The sequence below is a fragment of the Haloferax sulfurifontis ATCC BAA-897 genome (genome assembly GCF_000337835.1).
In the GTDB taxonomy this organism is placed as follows: Archaea; Halobacteriota; Halobacteria; order Halobacteriales; family Haloferacaceae; genus Haloferax; species Haloferax denitrificans.
Genome location: NZ_AOLM01000012.1, coordinates 63,301 through 79,625, shown reverse-complemented (window position 1 = coordinate 79,625; position 16,325 = coordinate 63,301). Strand labels below are relative to the sequence as shown.

Below are 16,325 nucleotides of genomic sequence, written 5' to 3'. Positions count from 1 at the left end.
CAAGCGTTTAGTCGTTGGCAGTGACGGTTCCGAATCGACATCACACCGACCAGTATTACGATTTGGAAGAGAAGTATTATTGCTCGACCGAATCACACGTGTGATACGAATGCACATTCCGGACGGCTTTCTCGACCCCTGGGTGGCGGGTCTCTTCTGGCTCGGCTCCGGCATCGTAATCGGTATCGCGGTCAGACGCGCCCGCGGCGAACTCGGCGACGAGCGAACGCCGCTTCTCGGCGTCGTCGCGGCGGGCATCTTCGCCGCGCAGATGCTGAACTGGCCGATTCCGGGCGGGACGAGCGCTCATTTCGTCGGCGGGGCGTTCGCCGGTATCCTCCTCGGACCGTATCTCGGCGTCCTCGCAATGACCGCCGTCGTGACGATACAGGCGCTCGTGTTCGGCGACGGCGGCATCATCGCGCTCGGTGCGAACCTCTTTGCGATGGCCGTCGTCGACGTCCTCGTCGGCTACGCCCTCTTCCGAGCGCTCCGAGGGGTTCACGAAACCGGCGGTTCGTTCGTCGCCGGGTGGGGGGCGATTACCGTCTCGGCGCTGGTCGTCGGCGTCGGCGTCGGCCTCTCGTCGGCGTTCGCCTACGAACTGAACGCGACCGTGGTAATCATGGTCGTCGGCCACGCGCTTTTGGGTCTCGTCGAGGGCGCGATTACGGCCGCGGTCTACGGCTACGTCGCGGACGCTCGGCCGGACCTCGTCCTCGGGCGATTCGACGACGACTCGCTTTCCCCGGAGGTTGGGCTGTGAACGCGCTCGTGTCTGATTCGTGGGGCCGGCGGGCGCTCTTCGGACTGCTCGTGCTCGTCGTCTTGGCTCCCGTGTTCGGCTGGGCGTCCGGCGTCGTCGGGTACGCAGAACCGCTCGAAAACGCCGCCGAAGAGACCGGGGCGGCCGACGCGGCCGAACCCATCTCCCCCGGACTGCTCCCGGACTACTCCGTGCCGGGGCTCAGTTCGCCGCTCGGAACGCTCGTCTCGGCGGTCGTCGGGACGGGGGCCACGCTGGCGGTCGGGGTCGGGGTCGGTCGCCTCCTCGAACAGTGACCGGCGTCGTCGGCCGCTCGGTCGGATCTATCACGGGGGCGCTTCGGGCCGTCTTCACGGCCGAACAGGTGGCCTCGTCCGACGGCTTTCTCCAGCGACGGGACCCTCGCGTCTCCCTGTGTTCGGTCGCTGGCCTCGCGCTGGCGGTGATGCTCACGCGAACCGTCGCGGTCGCCCTCTGTTTCGGTGTCGTGACCGTCCTCCTGGCGAGGCTGTCGGCCGTTCCGCTCCGACAGTTGCTCGCACGCTCGGCGGTCGTGCCGCTCGTCTCCGCCGTTATCGTCGTTCCGCAAGCCGTACTGCTCCCCGGGGACGCGCTCGTACGGGCGTTCGGGTTCGCCGTCACTGACGGCGGCGTCGCGTACGTCGTGCTGTTCACGCTCCGCGTCGGCGTCGGCGTCGCGCTTCTGTCGCTCATCGTGATGACGACGCCGTTCTCGTCGGTGGTCGCGGCCATGCGGGAACTGCGCGTCCCGGTCGCGCTCGTGTGGGTCGTCGCCGTCACCTACCGGTACCTGTTCCTGTTTTTCGACGAGTTACAGCGACTCGTTCTCGCGCGGAACAGTCGCACGACCGGCCAGTCGAGTCTTCGCGACGGGTGGCGCGACGCGAAACGGCTCGTCGGGACGTTCCTGTTGCGGACCCTCGACCGCGGCGAACGGGTCGGCCGCGGGATGCGGGCCCGCGGCGGCTCCCGACCGCCGTCACCGTACAGCCGGTCGCGGGCCGTCGACGGGGGCGACTACGCGCTGGTCGCGCTCGCGGTCGTCGCCGTCGTCGGCTCGGGGGTGGTCCGATGGGGCCTGTGATCGAAGCGCGGGGCCTGACACACGAGTATCCGGACGGAACGACGGCGCTCCGGGACGCGACGGTCGCAATCGAGGCGGGTGAGCGGGTCGCCGTCATCGGTGCGAACGGGTCGGGAAAGAGCACGCTACAACTCGTGCTCGGCGGACTCGTCGAGCCGACGGCCGGCGCGGTCGAGTACTTCGGCGAGACGGCGGACGCCGAAGCCGTCAGGGACCGCCTCGGCGTGCTCCTGCAGGACCCCGACGACTACCTGTTCAATACGACCGTCCGCGAGGACATCGAATACGGGCCGGCCCAGCTCGGGATGTCACGGCGGACGGCGACACAGCGGGTCGCGCACCTCGCGGCCGAACTCGGGTTAGAGTCCCTGCTGGACCGCCCGCCGTTCCGTCTGTCTGGGGGCGAGAAACAGCGGGCGGCGGTCGCGAGCGTCCTCGCGTTCGAGCCGGAGGTGCTCCTCCTCGACGAGCCGTTCGGCGCTGTCGACGCCGGCTACCGGGAACGCATTCTGGATCTGGTAACCGGCCACGAGGGGACTGTGGTGCTGTTCACGCCGTCTGTGGACGTCGTGCCCGAGATTGCCGACCGAGTACTCGTCGTCGGGCAGGAGGGGTCGATAGCCGCGGACGGTTCTGTTCGAGACGTGCTGACGGACACCACCCTGCTGAGGGAGAACGGTCTCCGGCCGCCGGCGACGGTGCAGTTGTTCGAGGGGATACTCGACGCTGACGACGTTCCGCTGACCGTCTCGGACGCGCGAGCCCATCTGCTGGACGAGACGCGGTAGCGAGCCGTGTCCCGACGCACGCGCAGAGATTCGAATTCGGTATCGCAATAATCGGTTTATCACTCTCGCCGCCGCCCCGGTCGGTGCCACACTCAGACGGCATATTTCGCCAACAGGTTGCGGGTTCGTGGTGTTTTACCCCGTGACAGAACCCAAATTAATGCAAGATTGTGGCCACACCGAGCGAACAGATACCAAAGCATTACTTATCGCAGTTCGCAGGGGCGTGTATGGGCCTTCGCAAGCCGCCGTTGTACGACGTCCACGCGGACGCCGGGGCGACGTTCACCGAGTTCGGCGGATGGGACATGCCTGTGGAGTACGACTCCATCAAGGCCGAACACGCGGCCGTCCGCGAGTCGGCCGGCATCTTCGACGTTTCGCACATGAGCGAACTCGAGGTGTCCGGCCCGGACGCGACCGCGCTGATGCAACGCCTGACGACGAACGACGTGACGGCCCTCGAACCGGGTGACTCGCAGTACTCGGCCATCGTGAACGACGAGGGCGTCATCGTCGACGACACCGTCGTCTACCGACTCCCCGACCGCGACGAGCGGGTCTATCTCTTCATCCCGAACGCGGGCCACGACGAGGAGATGTACGACCGGTGGACCTCGTTCCGCGACGAGTGGGACCTCGACGCCACCGTCGAGGACGTGACCGAGGAGTGGGCGATGTTCGCGGTACAGGGCCCCGACGCCCTCGGTTCGGTCACCGACGCCGCGCCCGACGCGGCCCTCGGCGACCTCTCGAAGTTCCAGGCGACGTTCGCCGACGTGGCGGGCGTCGAGTGCTGGGTGGCTCGGACGGGCTACACCGGCGAGGACGGCTTCGAGGTCCTCTGCCCGTGGGACGACGCCGAGACCGTCTGGGCGGCGCTCGACGCGACCCCCTGCGGACTCGGCTCCCGCGACACGCTCCGCATGGAGATGGGCTATCTGCTCTCGGGACAGGACTTCGACCCCGAGACGGAGCCCCGGACCCCCTACGAGGCCGGCATCGGGTTCGTCGTCGACCTCGACACCGAGTTCGTGGGCCGCGACGCCCTCGAACGACAGCGCGAGGCCGGCGTCGAGGAGACGTTCGTCGGCTTCACGCTCCTCGACCGCGGCGTCCCGCGACACGGCTACGACATCGCCGACGCGGACGGCGAGGTCATCGGCGTCGTGACGAGCGGGACGATGAGCCCGACCCTGTCGGAGCCCATCGGCCTCGGCTACGTCCCCGTCGAGTACGCCGACGACGAGACCGAGATTTCGGTGCTCGTCCGCGGCCGCGAGAAGCGCGCAGTAATCGTGACACCCCCCTTCATCAACTGACAATGTTCGAAATCCCCGACGACCGGAAGTACCTGGAATCGCACGAATGGACCACCACCGAGGGCGACGCCGTCCGCATCGGCATCTCCGACTTCGCACAGGACGAACTGGGCGACGTCGTCTTCGTCGAACTCCCCGCCGAGGGCGACGAACTCGCCGCCGGCGAGGAGTTCGGCGTGGTCGAGAGCATCAAGGCCGTCTCGGACCTGTACGCCCCCGTCTCGGGCACGGTCACGGCCGTCAACGAGGAGCTGTTCGACGCCCCGGAACTCCTCAACGACGACCCCTACGGCGACGGCTGGATGCTCGAAGTCGAGCCGGCCGACGCGAGCGAGTTCGACGACCTCCTCTCCCCCGAGGAGTACCGCGAGCAGACGGAGTGAGATGACGGCTGGAAACGGACGGCGGGTCGGAAGCCCGTACGCCCCACACACCGACGCCGACGAGGAAGCGATGCTGGACGCCGTCGGCGTCGACAGCGCGGAAGACCTCTTCGACATCCCCGACGAGGTCCGCTTCGACGGCGAGTTCGGCGTCGACAGCGCCGACGAACAGGAACTCAGGAACGCCATGGCCGACCTGTTTTCGCGAAACGAGGAGCTGACGGAGTTCCTCGGCCGCGGCCACCACGCCCACTACGTGCCGGCTTTGGTCGACGACCTCTCGCGGCGCTCGGAGTTCCTCACCTCGTACACGCAGTACCAGCCCGAAATCGCGCAGGGCTTCCTGCAGGTGCTGTTCGAGTACCAGTCGATGCTGGTCGAACTGACCGGGCTCCCGGTCGCCAACTGCTCGATGTACGACGCCGCGACGGCGCTCGCCGAGGCCGCGCTCCTCGCGAACCGCCTCCGTCGCGGCGCGAGCGGCCACCGCGTGCTCGTCCCCGAACACCTCCACGAGGGTCGCCTCGGCGTCCTCGAAACTACCTCGACGGCGCGGAGATGGAAATCGGCGAGTACCCGATGGCCGACGGCGCGGTCGACGTCGAGGCCCTCGCTGACCTCGTCGACGACGAGACCGTGATGGTGTACGCCGAGACCCCGACGGTCCGCGGCGTCATCGAGGAGCGACTCGCCGACATCGGCGACCTCGCCCACGACAACGACGCGCTGTTCTGTCTCGGAAGCGACCTCGTCGCGCTCGCGCTCCTCGAAGAGCCCGCGAGCGTCGGTGCCGACGTGGTCGTCGGCGAGGCCGGCGCGCTCGGCCTCGGAACGGCCTACGGCATGGGACTCGGCATCTTCGCCACCCGCGAGGAGTACCTCCGGCAGGTCCCCGGCCGCCTCGTCGGCGTCTCCGAGGACAGCGCGGACATGCGGGCGTTCACGCTGACGCTCCAGACCCGCGAACAGCACATCCGCAAGGAGCGCGCGACCTCGAACATCTGTACGAATCAGGCGTGGGTCGCGCTCCGAACGGCCATGCACATGGCGTGGCTCGGCCCCGACCGCCTCGTCGACCTCGCCGAGCGGGCCGTCACCGACACCCGCGACCTCGCCGCCCGGCTGGACGAGCTTTCGGGCGTCAAAGCGCCGCTGTACGACCGCCACCACTTCCGCGAGTTCGTCGTCCGGACGGACCAGCCCGCGCCCGCCATCACGAACGACCTCGCGGGCCGCGGCTTCGCGGTCCACGCCCTCACCGACCACCACCTGCAGGTCTGTATCACCGACGCGAACGCCGACGCCGCGGACGGACTGGTCGCGGCCTTCGAGGAGGTCATCTGATGAACTTCGACCAAGCCCGATTCAGCCGCGACGACGAGTACGAACCGCTCTTATCCGAAAAGGACAGCACGACCGTCGAAGTCGATTCCGAGGGCGTCCTCCCCGACGACCTGACCCGCGACGAACTGACGCTCCCGGCGCTGTCGGAGCCGCAACTGGCGCGCCACTACACGCGGCTGTCGCAGATGAACTACAGCGTCGAACTCGGGCCGTACCCGCTCGGGTCGTGTACGATGAAGTACAACCCCTCGTTCACGGAGGACGTGGCCGCGGACCCCAACGCGGGAGTCCACCCCGACCGCTCCGACCGGACGATTCAGGGGACGCTCGGCCTCCTGCACGGCTTACAGGAGTACCTCGCCGACATCGGCGGCATGGACGCCGTGACGCTCCAGCCCCCGGCGGGCGCCGCGGGCGAGTTCACGGGCATCCTCGTCGCCAAGGCCTACCACAAGTCCCGCGGCGACGACCGCTCGGAGATTATCATCCCCTCGTCGGCCCACGGGACGAACTTCGCGTCGGCCGCGATGGCCGGTTACGACGTGGTCGAACTCCCCTCGGACGACGACGGCCGCGTCGACATGGAGGCGCTGGACGCCGCCGTCTCCGAGGAGACGGCCGCGCTCATGCTCACGAACCCCAACACGCTCGGGCTGTTCGAACGCGACATCGTCGATATCGCCGAGTTGGTCCACGACGCGGGCGGTCTGCTGTACTACGACGGCGCGAACCTCAACGCGTTGCTCGGCCGCGCCCGCCCCGGCGACATGGGCTTCGACATCATGCACTACAACGTCCACAAGACGTTCGCCACGCCCCACGGCGGCGGCGGCCCCGGTGCCGGCCCGGTCGGCGTGGTCGACGAGCTCGCCGAGTTTCTCCCGAGTCCGATGGTCCGCGAGACGGCCGCCGGCTACGAGCAGTACGAACCCGAGTCGTCCATCGGCAAGGTCCACGGCTTCGCCGGCAACTGGCTCGTGCTCGTGAAGGCGTACGCCTACATCGCCCGCCTCGGCGACGCGGGCCTCGCGGACGCCAGCGCGAAGGCCGTCCTCAACGCCAACTACCTCGCCTCGCAGATAGACCTCGAAGTCCCCTACGGGCCGTTCCACCACGAGTTCGCGGCGACCTCGGGCGACCGCGACGCCGCCGACGTGGCAAAGCGGATGCTCGACTACGGCGTCCACCCGCCGACGACGAAGTGGCCCGAACTCGTCTCGCAGGCGATGCTCACGGAACCGACGGAAGTCGAGGACAAGGCGTCGCTCGACGACCTCGCGCACGCCTTCAACGCGGCGTACGCCGACTCCGACGAGGCGCTCGAAACCGCGCCCTCGAAGACCAGCGCCCGCCGCATCGACCAGGTGTCCGCCGCGCGGAACCCGCGGCTCTCGTGGCGGGCGCTCGGCGACGACGAATAACGAGAGAAATCCTTTTTCGCGGTTACGCTTCGGCCTTCGCGTACGTCTCGATGTCGTCCGTGATGTGGATGTAGCCGTAGTCGCACTCCGTGCAGTGCCACTTCGTCTTCTTGCCGAGGTGAATCTCCATGCTGGCGGCGAGGTAGAACGTGTCGTTGCCGCAGGCCGGGCACTCGCGTTCGATTTCGAGGTCGCTCATGGGGTCGAATCCGTGGTAGTCGTTGTTGAAGATATTGGTTCGCGGGCGCTGTGACGGGTTCAATAAATCAAATATCGCGATATGAAATTCGGTTTTTCGTCGGCACCCCGCTCGTCTGTCCGCTCAGGAGGCCGTGTCCGCCCCGTCGAACTCCGAGGCCGCGACGGACCGGAGTCGCCGGGCCGTCTGTCAAAGTATTATACAGTTTCGGACACAGTCATCGACCGTGTCCTCCCGCATCACCGAGCGCCCCCGCGTACTGGTGTTTTCCCTCCTCACCCTCGTCTGGGGTGGGCTAACCGTCCGGGCCGCCGTCCGCGGTCACGACCCCGTACAAGTGTTGCTCCTCGCCTCGTTGACGGGGGCCGCGCTGACGGTGCTGTTGTTCCACCGGATTCCGAACGTCGAGCGTCTCGTTGTGGTCCCGCTCGGCGTCGTCGGCGTCACCGCCTACGCGGTCGGCGCGCCGACGGACCTCCCGGTGCTGTTGGTTCTTCTCGGCGTCGGGGGAGCGGTCGATCTCCTGTGGGACCCGACCGGGAACGTCCAAGGGAGCCAGTCGGACTGAGCGCGGGCGAGGAGACAGGTTGAATATCGTGACACTTGGTGAACATGATGTGCCGCTAGCAATCGAGACCGAGTCGCTCCGGAAGGAGTACGGCGACACCGTCGCAGTCGCGGGGCTCTCGCTCCGAGTGGAGTCCGGGAGCGTCTACGGGTTCCTCGGTCCGAACGGCGCGGGGAAGACGACGACGATGCGGATGCTCACGACGCTGACGGCGCCGACGAGCGGTCGCGCGCGCGCGTCGCCGGGGCGTCCATCGAAGACAGGGCGTCGGTGACGAGTCGAATCGGGTTTCTGCCGGACGTGCCGCCGCTGTACGACGAGCTCACCGCGCGCGAGCAGTTGCAGTACGCGGGCGGCATCCGGGACCTCCCGGCCGAGACGACACGCGAGCGGGCTTCGGCGCTTCTGGACCGGTTCGACCTGACCGACGACGCCGACCGCCGCCTCGGGGAGTACTCTCGCGGGATGCGAAAGCGCGTCGGCCTCGTTCAGATACTGTTGCACGACCCCGACGTCGTGTTTCTCGACGAGCCGACGTCCGGGCTGGACCCGCGGTCCGCGCGGACGATGCGCCGCGTCATCGAAGACCTGGCCGACGACGAGACCACCGTGTTCCTCTCGTCGCACCTGCTCACCGTCGTCGAGGCGCTCGCGGACCGAGTCGGCGTCATTCAGGACGGACGGCTCGTCACCGAGGGACCGCTAGACGCGGTGAAACGCGAAGCACAGCGCGGCGGCGAGTCAGGGGGGCTCGAATCCGCGTTCTTAGAGATGACGAACGACCGGAGCGAGTGATTGGTGGTGGCGATAGCTCGACAGGTCGGACACGTCGTTCGCGTCCGCGCGGTCCGCGGGGTCCGGCGAGCACGCGACCGACCGATGGTGTCTGTGCTCTCTCTCGCCGCCGTCTCGTTCGCGCTCCTCGCGGTCGTCGGCCGGCTCCCGGTCCCCGGCTACGAGGCGGTCTGGAGCGACCCGGGCGCGTACGCCGCCGGCGTCGCCGTTGCGGACGGAGGCGGTTCCGGCGTGGTCGGCACCGCGCGGGGGCTGTCCGGACTCTTGACAGTCGCGACCTGCTACGGCGTGCTCGTGCGAACGGCTCGGCGAACAGACGACGAGCTGACGGACCACCGTCGTCTCGCGCTCTCCCCGACGGCGTTTTTCACCGCGGAACTACTCGACCAGTTCGCGTTCGCCGGCCGATTCGTCGGGGTCGTGGGTGCCGCCGGCGGCGTCGCGTTCGCCATCGGTGCGGCGTCACCGACGACGGCCGGGAGTGCGTTCCTCGCCGTCGTCGCGCTGGTCACGACGGTCGGTGCAGTGACGTTCCCGGTCGCGCTGGGGGTCCAAGCGGTGTTTCGTCACTATCCGCGAGTGCGACGACACCGGCTCCTCTTCGGCGCGGTGGTGGTCACGCTCGTGGGCTTTACGTTCGTTCGAACCCGGTCGTCCTTCGCGCTCCTGGGTCGGCTCCCTGTCGGTTGGTACGCCGACCTCGCGCTCGTCGGCGCGGGCGTCGGTGCCTCCGAGCGTCGCGCGGTCGCCGCTCTCCTCGGGACGCCGGTCGCGTGGTGGCTCGGTATCGCGACGGCCCGCCGGATAACCGAATACCAACGGGCAGACGGTCGCAAAGCGGGGTCGACGCGGGACGAACCGGCAATCGTAACCCGACTGCGGGTCGCCGGTGGCCGCCTCGTCGCCCGCATCACCTCGCGGCCGACGGCCGCCGTCGCTCGCGTCGTGTGGCTCCGACTGTGGCGCGAGCCCCGCGCACTCCTGTTCAGCGGCATCGTCGTCGGTGCCACCGCGGGGGTGGGACTCGTGGTCGTCGAGACGTTCCCGACCGCGCTCCCGGCCGTCGTCGCGACCTACGTCGCGGTGGCGACAGGTGCGGGAGTGACGCTCGACCCGCTCGGAACCGAAGGAACCGCGCTCCCGCTCACGCTCACGGCACCCCACGGGCGCGAGCGAATCGCGACGGGCTACGTGCTGTCGGCGGCCATTCCGGGGACTGCGATTTCGGCGGGAGCCGGGCTGGGAGCCGCGCTCTGGGTCGGCGCTTCCCCGGTGGTCTGTGTCGGTGTCGCGCTCGTGGGGTCTATTCTGGGTGCGACAGCGCCCGTCGTGTCGCTCGCGGCCGGTCTTCGGCTCTCGCCGACGGACTCGACGACTCGCTCGCGCGGCGTCGCGCTCCCACCGCTCGGCGCGCTCTCCGCGTTCTCCGTGGTCGTCGCGCTCGTCGGAATGCCGGCTATTGCCGCGACCGCCGCCGTCGAAACCGGCTCGATATCGCGCTCGACGGCCGTGACGGTCGCCGTCGCCGCGACGGCACTCCTCGGACTCGGCGTGGGCTGGTGCGCGTTCCGAGACGCACTCGGTCGAATCGGCCGATACGAGCCGTGAAACGCATCGGGACCGCCGGGAAGACACACGGGGCGAAACGCGCGAGGGACGTTACGGGTCGGAAGACTCGATGCTCCCCAGTTCTGCGGCCGCGTCCTCTCCGGCGCGCGCCTGCACTTTCCCGATAGCGACGGAGACCACGTAGATGCCGACCGCGACGAGAACGATGACGCCGCCGGCGGTCGCCTCGCCGTAGTAGGACGCGCCGATGCCGAGGAGGACGGCGAGTTCGGCGAGCACGACGGAGACCAAAAGCGACTCCGAGAAGCTTCGGGAGACCTGCGCCGCGCCCGCGACGGGGACGACGAGCATGGCGGCGACGAGGATGACGCCCATGATCTGCATCGCGCCGACGACGACCAGCGCGGTCAGCATGACCATCACGCGGTTGTACCACGTGACCGAGATGCCCGAGACGGCGGCGGCCGTCTCGTCGAACGTCACGTAGAGCAGTTGGTTGCGCGTGAGCGCGACGGTGCCGACGATGACGGCGAACAGCACGAGCAGGATGGCGGCGTTCTCCGCCGAGACGGTCGAGAGGTTGCCGAAGAGGTACTGGTTGATTCCGACCGCGAGGCCGCCCGCGTTGAGGCTGATGAGGACGGTCCCCAGCGCGAACCCGGTCGAGAGCACGATTGCCATCGACACGTCGTTGTAGGCGTCGGTCGCCTCGGAGATGAGTTCGATGAGGAGCGCCGCGATGACGGCGACGACGACGGCGGTCAGATACGGCGAGACGCCGAGGCTGAACACGCCGTTGAGAAAGAGGCCGACGGCGACCCCGGCGAAGGCGGTGTGGGCGAGCGCGTCGCCGATGAGCGCGAGCTGGCGGTGGACGAGGAACGTCCCGATGAGCGGGGCCATCACGCCGATGCAGAGGCCGACGAGGATGGCGCGGTGCATGAACCGGTAGTCGAGGAAGCCGAGCCCGGTCGCGTCGCCGACGGCGAAAAGCAGGTCGGACCACAGCGCGAGGACCCAGTAGAACGGCGCGAGGACGGCGTCTAACGGCCCCGCTTGGAGCGCGACCAACAGTTCGAGGGGAATCACGCGCGACCACCGCCCGAACCGCCCGCGAAGGAGGCCGCCGTGCCGAACGCCCGCGCGAGCGCGTCGCTCTCGACGAACTCGTCGGTCGGGCCGTCGAAGTAGACCTCGCGGTTGAGACAGACGACGCGCCGGGCGTGGTCGGTGACCGCGCCGAGGTCGTGTTCGATGAGGAGAACCGTGATGCCCTCGTCGTTGAGCGCTTCGAGCAGGTCGTAGAAGGCGTCGACCGACTCGGCGTCGACGCCGACGGTCGGCTCGTCCAAGACGAGCAGGTCGGCCTCGCCGGCGAGCGCGCGGGCGATGAAGGCGCGCTGGCGCTGGCCGCCCGAGAGCTTCGTCACCCGGCGGTCGGCGAACTCGGACATCCCGACCGTGGCGAGCGCCTCGTCGACGATGCGGTGGTCCTCGGCGGAGAGTCGGCCGAAGCCGACGTGGGGGAACCGACCCATCTTCACGACCTCGCGGACGGTGATGGGCATCTCCTTGGAGGCGCTGGCGTGCTGGGCGACGTATCCGATGCGCGCCCCGTCGTCGAAGGCGTGGGAGGGCTCGCCGAACAGCCGTGCAGACCCCTCGTCGGGACGGAGCAGGCCGAGGATGAGCTTCATCAGCGTCGACTTGCCGGAGCCGTTCGGCCCGACGATGGCGACGTACTCGCCGGGGTCGATGCGGAGCGAGATGTCCTCCACGACGGGCGTCGCGGTGTAGCCGAACTCGACGTCCGCGAGTTCGACGAGGGGGTCGGACGAGCCGCGGCCGTCATCGGCGGCGGCGGCGGCGACGCCGGTGTCGGCGGACTCAGCTGACTCGGCGGACTGGCCATTACGGAAGACGCTCATTCGAAGTTCCTCCATTCGTCGGCCCAGCCGTCGTAGCCGACTTCCTCGGGCGACTTGTTGCCGAGGACGACCTCGAACGTCGGCATGTTGATGTTGTCGGCGATTTCCTCGTAGCCCCAGTCGTTTTCCACCCAGTCCTCGCGGACGCCCGCGTACGGGGTGACGGGGAAGTACGCCTCGACGGGCGTCTCGGCGATGAGCTGTTTCGCGGGGCGGCGCGTCTCGAAGACGCCCGCGCCGATGTACCTGATGTCGTTGTCCTCGATGACGCGCTTGGCCTCGGTGATGTCCGAGGGCTTCACGTCGCCGCTGGCGGCGAGGTTGACGACGAGCGGGCGCATCTCGACGCCGTAGCGGACGCCGATGTACTGGAAGGCGTTGTGGGCCGCCAACTGGACGACCTTGCGCGACGCCCGGTCGAAGATGTCCTGATAGTCCCGGTCGATGCGGTCGAGCACGTCGGTTTTGTACGCGTCGGCGTTGTCGCGGAACGTCTCCTCGTGCCCGGGGGCGAGTTCGACCAGCCCCTCCGTGATGTTGTCCACGGCGGTCTTGGCGCGCCGCGGGTCGAGCCAGAAGTGGGGGTCCTTCCCGCGGCCCTCGCCGACGCCCTCCTCGTCGCGGTCGAGGCTCGCGGCGAGTTCCACGAGTTCGACGCCCTCGCGGACGTTGATGAGTTGGGTGTCCACGCCGTCGTCCTTCAGCGTCTGGATGGCGCGGTCGGCCCACGGCTGGAAGTCCTCTCCGACGTGGACGAACGCGTCGGCCTCGATGATGTCCCGCGTGACGCTCGCATCGGGTTCCCAGCCGTGACCGTGAAGCCCGGTCGGGATGAGGTTCTTCAGGGTCACCGGGGTGTCGGCCGCGACCTCCCGCGCGAAGTCGTAGAAACTGAAGAACGAGGCGACCACGACGGGGCCGCCTTCCGACTCGGACCCGCCGGAGGCGTCGTTCGAGCCGGTGTTCGAGCCGTCGGTTCCGCCTCCCGCTCCGCCGCCACCGCCGAGACAACCGGCGAGCCCGGCCGTCAACAGACCGGAACCGGCCGCGACGACCGACCGCCGAGAGAGTTTGGTACCGGCCGAATCTGGATTCGCGTTCATTACTATTCTAGATAGAGACAACGCATTATATAGATTTGTTGCTCTAAGTTTTAAATTAGACGAGTCTAAAACAAGTGGCGAGCCGCAACGGCTCACGGGGCACCGACGACGATGCCGCTGAACAGGAGTGCGCGGCGCTCGGACCCACCGGCGTGCAAATCTCTTTGGGCCGGCGCGCCCAACGGCCCGACATGGGAATCGAACTCTACGCGCTCGACGGTTGTCCGTACTGCGAGAAGGTCCACGACGCGCTCTCGGAGGCGGGTGTCGACTACGAGACGCAGTGGGTCGACGCGCTCCACTCGGACCGAAACGAGGTCAAGCGCGTGAGCGGCCAGCGCGGCGTTCCGGTCCTCGTCGACGGCGACCGCGGCGTGACGATGGCCGAGAGCGAGAACATCCTCCGGTACGTCGACCAGACGCTGGCATGAAGATATACACCGGCCGCGGCGACGAGGGAATGACCGACCTGCGGGACATGACCCGCGTGTCGAAGACGAGCCACCGCATCGAGGCCTACGGGACGGTCGACGAGGTGAACGCGCTCATCGGAACCGTTCGCCCGACCGGCCACGACGACGTGGACGACGTGCTCGAAGCCGTCCAGAACCATCTCCACATCGTGCAGGCCGACCTCGCCAACCCCGGCCCCGACGAGGACGACCCCCAGATAGCCGCCGACCACGTGGACGAACTCGAAGCGTGGATTGACGAGGCCGACGAGGAACTCGACCCGCTCACGTCGTTTATCCTCCCCGGCGGGAGCGAGACGGGGGCCAAACTCCACCACGCCCGCGCGGTGTCCCGGCGGGCCGAGCGCCGCGTCGTCTCGCTCGCGGCGGAAGAACCCGTCAACGAGGAGGTCGTCGCGTATCTCAACCGCCTCTCGGACGCGCTTTTCGTCTTCGCGCGACTGGTCAACAAACGCGACGGCGTGCCCGAGGAGTCGCCGACGTACTGACTCCGAGCGCCCGCCGGGGTCGACGCGGTCGCTCGCGAGGATAGTGGGACCAGGACGGACGAATCGTGCCCACGGTATCGCCGTCCCGGATGGGGCCAGACGCTGGGACCGACCACCAAGTGTGGCCTGCGTTCCCAGTTTTAGGTATGCCTAAGAATTACTAAAGTGTATCGCTCTTTCTCAGACATGTGACACTCGGTACCGCGCGACATAACCGTTTTCTCGTCCGCGGGACTATCCGGAGGTATGAACCGACATTTCACCGACGCGCGGTACTACTTCCGACGGGGGTTCGAGCACCTGTACGCGGGACTCGACGAGGAGACGGCACCGCTCCGTCGCCGCCTCATGGCGGCGCTCGGGCGCGAGGTCGAGGACGAACCGGAGCCGACGCCGCAGACGCGACGGGAGCGCGTCGAGTACGGCGCGCGCCGGGCGGCGACGCGGAGTCGCCGGGCCGCCGGGCGGGTTCGCCGTCGCGTGCGGCGACCCGAGTAGGCGTGTTCGCGCCCCCCGAATCGGGGCACAACGTAAGTCTTAATTGGCGGCGCGGGAAATCAGAGTCGTAGCCGGGTTGGTGGTCTAGCCAGGTTATGACGGCTCCTTCACACGGAGCAGGCCGGCGGTTCGAATCCGCCCCAACCCATTTTCTGATTCCTCGCAACGACGAGCGACAGCGAGGAGTCCGTGGAATCGAAAGTGGTGACGGCGGATTCAAAGCAGGGAGCGAACGGCGTGAGCGACCGCGGTTCGAATCCGCTCCAACCCCTATTCTAATCTATTATGGTTCCTAATAATCAGACTGCAGTTGGTGCGTCATAGATGGTAGTAGGAGCGTTGCATGAATTCAGCTTCATTTAGAGACTTGAGTGGTCTCTTCCTGTCTCTGTGATTTTTGAGGGCTCAGTATCTGTCGTTGATCAATGAGTAGATTACTCTATCACACAGAAGAGGGTTACAATCGGGGAGAATCGCCGTTTGATAGGGCAATCAGGGAGACGGCAGATTCTGAAGAGGCGAAAATTGTCTGTCCGTACATTAGCCCGACTTACGTGAAAAGCATCCTCAGGGACGTAGATAATTGGCGAATCATCACCGATGTAGTGGCGTGGGTTGGGGCGTTTCACGGAGAATCACGGGAAGAGATATGCAAGTTCATCGAAGAGCATCAAGACCGGGTTCACCATTTCCGTCATATTCACGCGAAAGTAGTTCTCTCAGATGATTCGGCAGTCCTTGGCTCAGCGAACCTCACGGAGAAAGGCGTAGTCGGTCGAACGGAGATGGGTGTTGAGTTCAACGAAGAAGCAAAAATCAAGGAGCTTCGTGAATGGTTCACTCGGCTTTGGTCTGAAAGTAGCCCTGTTGACCTCGAAGAACTTGATGAACTTATCCATACATCGCCGTCTGGCTCTTCAACCCACTCACGGCCTACATCCCTTACTTCTGATGCTCCAAGGGTAAACGCGAGTTTCGTACAAGATACTGAACCACCAATAGCGGGAAGCATAGAAGTGGATGACGACGGACACAGAGCGCTAGTGAATCGCGTTCAATTGGCTCCAAGCCGGGAGTGGGCTGATTCCTTCTTCGATCTTCTGAGCGACTTGATAGCCGCTACGGGACTAACTGAGGATGATTCGGAGTTGGTCACAGCAATCCCTCAAAAGAAACGAATCAGTATCTCTATTAACCGACGTATGGTATTAGGTGCCTTCTTTACAGGGAAAGCCAAGACTGGATTCATTATCGGAGAGGAGACCGAGAACCTCGATGAGTTGATTGAAAAAGCAGATGGATACCTTGATTTTTCAGCTAACACTGGAGAAGATGAAGAGAAGACACCCCATTGGGTGGAATACGAAGGAACTCCTGAGCGTATGTTGACCCCAACTTTCCGCCGAGAGTGGATGAAAGCCGCAATATGTGAGGCTCAAAGAGCCTCTGGCTCTATCCATCAAAGTTCTCATCAACCACTTGTCTATCAAGCGGCAGTCAATCAGAACTATAGAAATCAGGTTCTCAACGAAGTGTTTCCTAATGACGTTTGAAGCGTGGTACGAAACTCTCAAG

At 66.5% G+C, this 16,325-nt stretch carries 17 protein-coding genes, 1 tRNA gene and 2 pseudogenes; 16 read left to right on the top strand and 4 right to left on the bottom strand.

The window, feature by feature from the left end; all coding sequences use genetic code 11:
* The first annotated feature begins 109 nt into the window (after positions 1 to 109).
* From C441_RS07425 to gcvPB, 8 genes and pseudogenes are all read left to right on the top strand, one after another.
* On the top strand, positions 110 to 766 hold the full coding sequence (locus C441_RS07425) for an energy-coupling factor ABC transporter permease (RefSeq protein ID WP_007274559.1): 657 nt from the start codon (positions 110 to 112) through the stop codon (positions 764 to 766).
* On the top strand, positions 763 to 1,062 hold the full coding sequence (locus C441_RS07420; RefSeq protein ID WP_007274558.1) for a PDGLE domain-containing protein: 300 nt from the start codon (positions 763 to 765) through the stop codon (positions 1,060 to 1,062). Before C441_RS07425 ends, C441_RS07420 begins: the two co-directional genes overlap by 4 nt.
* Positions 1,059 to 1,871, top strand: coding sequence for a cobalt ECF transporter T component CbiQ (gene cbiQ, locus C441_RS07415; RefSeq protein ID WP_007274557.1), 813 nt, complete (start codon positions 1,059 to 1,061; stop codon positions 1,869 to 1,871). The genes C441_RS07420 and cbiQ overlap by 4 nt, the downstream gene beginning before the upstream one ends.
* Positions 1,859 to 2,659, top strand: a complete 801-nt coding sequence (locus C441_RS07410) for an energy-coupling factor ABC transporter ATP-binding protein (protein ID WP_049920500.1) — start codon at positions 1,859 to 1,861, stop codon at positions 2,657 to 2,659. Before cbiQ ends, C441_RS07410 begins: the two co-directional genes overlap by 13 nt.
* Before the next feature lie 230 nt (positions 2,660 to 2,889).
* A complete protein-coding gene (gene gcvT / locus C441_RS07405; RefSeq protein ID WP_007274555.1) occupies positions 2,890 to 3,981 on the top strand; it encodes a glycine cleavage system aminomethyltransferase GcvT in 1,092 nt (363 codons plus the stop codon).
* Positions 3,982 to 3,983: 2 nt separating this feature from the next.
* A complete protein-coding gene (gene gcvH, locus C441_RS07400; RefSeq protein ID WP_007274554.1) occupies positions 3,984 to 4,364 on the top strand; it encodes a glycine cleavage system protein GcvH in 381 nt (126 codons plus the stop codon).
* Positions 4,365 to 4,434: 70 nt separating this feature from the next.
* Positions 4,435 to 5,708: pseudogene (gcvPA, locus tag C441_RS07395) on the top strand (aminomethyl-transferring glycine dehydrogenase subunit GcvPA).
* Positions 5,708 to 7,129 (top strand): aminomethyl-transferring glycine dehydrogenase subunit GcvPB, encoded by a 1,422-nt coding sequence (gene gcvPB / locus C441_RS07390; protein ID WP_007274553.1) that lies wholly within the window; start codon positions 5,708 to 5,710, stop codon positions 7,127 to 7,129. Before gcvPA ends, gcvPB begins: the two are co-directional and overlap by 1 nt.
* A 22-nt stretch (positions 7,130 to 7,151) precedes the next feature.
* Here gcvPB and C441_RS19875 read toward each other — a convergent pair whose 3' ends face one another.
* Positions 7,152 to 7,328, bottom strand: coding sequence for a DUF7838 family putative zinc beta-ribbon protein (locus C441_RS19875; RefSeq protein ID WP_007274552.1), 177 nt, complete (start codon positions 7,326 to 7,328; stop codon positions 7,152 to 7,154).
* Positions 7,329 to 7,554: 226 nt separating this feature from the next.
* Between C441_RS19875 and C441_RS07385 the strand changes: the two genes are divergently transcribed.
* The 3 genes and pseudogenes from C441_RS07385 (at position 7,555) to C441_RS07375 (ending at position 10,299) form a co-directional block, all read left to right on the top strand.
* On the top strand, positions 7,555 to 7,896 hold the full coding sequence (locus C441_RS07385) for a hypothetical protein (RefSeq protein ID WP_049920499.1): 342 nt from the start codon (positions 7,555 to 7,557) through the stop codon (positions 7,894 to 7,896).
* Between the two features lie 28 nt (positions 7,897 to 7,924).
* Positions 7,925 to 8,691: pseudogene (locus C441_RS07380) on the top strand (ABC transporter ATP-binding protein).
* Positions 8,692 to 8,775: 84 nt separating this feature from the next.
* Positions 8,776 to 10,299: a hypothetical protein gene (locus C441_RS07375; RefSeq protein ID WP_007274548.1), complete on the top strand. Its 1,524-nt coding sequence runs from the start codon at positions 8,776 to 8,778 to the stop codon at positions 10,297 to 10,299.
* Positions 10,300 to 10,350: 51 nt separating this feature from the next.
* Here the strand turns inward: C441_RS07375 and C441_RS07370 are convergent, their stop codons facing one another.
* The 3 genes from C441_RS07370 to C441_RS07360 are packed head-to-tail and all read right to left on the bottom strand — an operon-like array spanning position 10,351 to position 13,291.
* Positions 10,351 to 11,349, bottom strand: a complete 999-nt coding sequence (locus C441_RS07370; protein ID WP_007274547.1) for a metal ABC transporter permease — start codon at positions 11,347 to 11,349, stop codon at positions 10,351 to 10,353.
* Positions 11,346 to 12,188: a metal ABC transporter ATP-binding protein gene (locus C441_RS07365; RefSeq protein ID WP_083874905.1), complete on the bottom strand. Its 843-nt coding sequence runs from the start codon at positions 12,186 to 12,188 to the stop codon at positions 11,346 to 11,348. Before C441_RS07365 ends, C441_RS07370 begins: the two co-directional genes overlap by 4 nt.
* Positions 12,185 to 13,291 carry a metal ABC transporter substrate-binding protein gene (locus tag C441_RS07360; RefSeq protein ID WP_007274545.1) on the bottom strand — a complete coding sequence of 369 codons (1,107 nt, stop codon included), beginning with the start codon at positions 13,289 to 13,291 and terminating at the stop codon, positions 12,185 to 12,187. Before C441_RS07360 ends, C441_RS07365 begins: the two co-directional genes overlap by 4 nt.
* Before the next feature lie 191 nt (positions 13,292 to 13,482).
* Here C441_RS07360 and C441_RS07355 point away from each other — a divergent pair, with 191 nt between their 5' ends.
* The 5 genes from C441_RS07355 to C441_RS18995 all read left to right on the top strand — a co-directional run bounded on the left by C441_RS07355 (position 13,483) and on the right by C441_RS18995 (position 16,303).
* Positions 13,483 to 13,722 carry a glutaredoxin family protein gene (locus C441_RS07355; RefSeq protein WP_007274544.1) on the top strand — a complete coding sequence of 80 codons (240 nt, stop codon included), beginning with the start codon at positions 13,483 to 13,485 and terminating at the stop codon, positions 13,720 to 13,722.
* Positions 13,719 to 14,252, top strand: a complete 534-nt coding sequence (locus tag C441_RS07350; RefSeq protein ID WP_007274543.1) for a cob(I)yrinic acid a,c-diamide adenosyltransferase — start codon at positions 13,719 to 13,721, stop codon at positions 14,250 to 14,252. Before C441_RS07355 ends, C441_RS07350 begins: the two co-directional genes overlap by 4 nt.
* A gap of 246 nt (positions 14,253 to 14,498) precedes the next feature.
* Entirely contained in the window at positions 14,499 to 14,750 is a 252-nt protein-coding gene (locus C441_RS07345) for a hypothetical protein (protein WP_004969719.1), read from the top strand.
* A gap of 73 nt (positions 14,751 to 14,823) precedes the next feature.
* A tRNA-Val gene (locus tag C441_RS07340) sits at positions 14,824 to 14,898 on the top strand.
* 277 nt (positions 14,899 to 15,175) lie between these two features.
* Positions 15,176 to 16,303, top strand: a complete 1,128-nt coding sequence (locus tag C441_RS18995; RefSeq protein WP_007274542.1) for a phospholipase D-like domain-containing protein — start codon at positions 15,176 to 15,178, stop codon at positions 16,301 to 16,303.
* Positions 16,304 to 16,325: the final 22 nt, after the last annotated feature.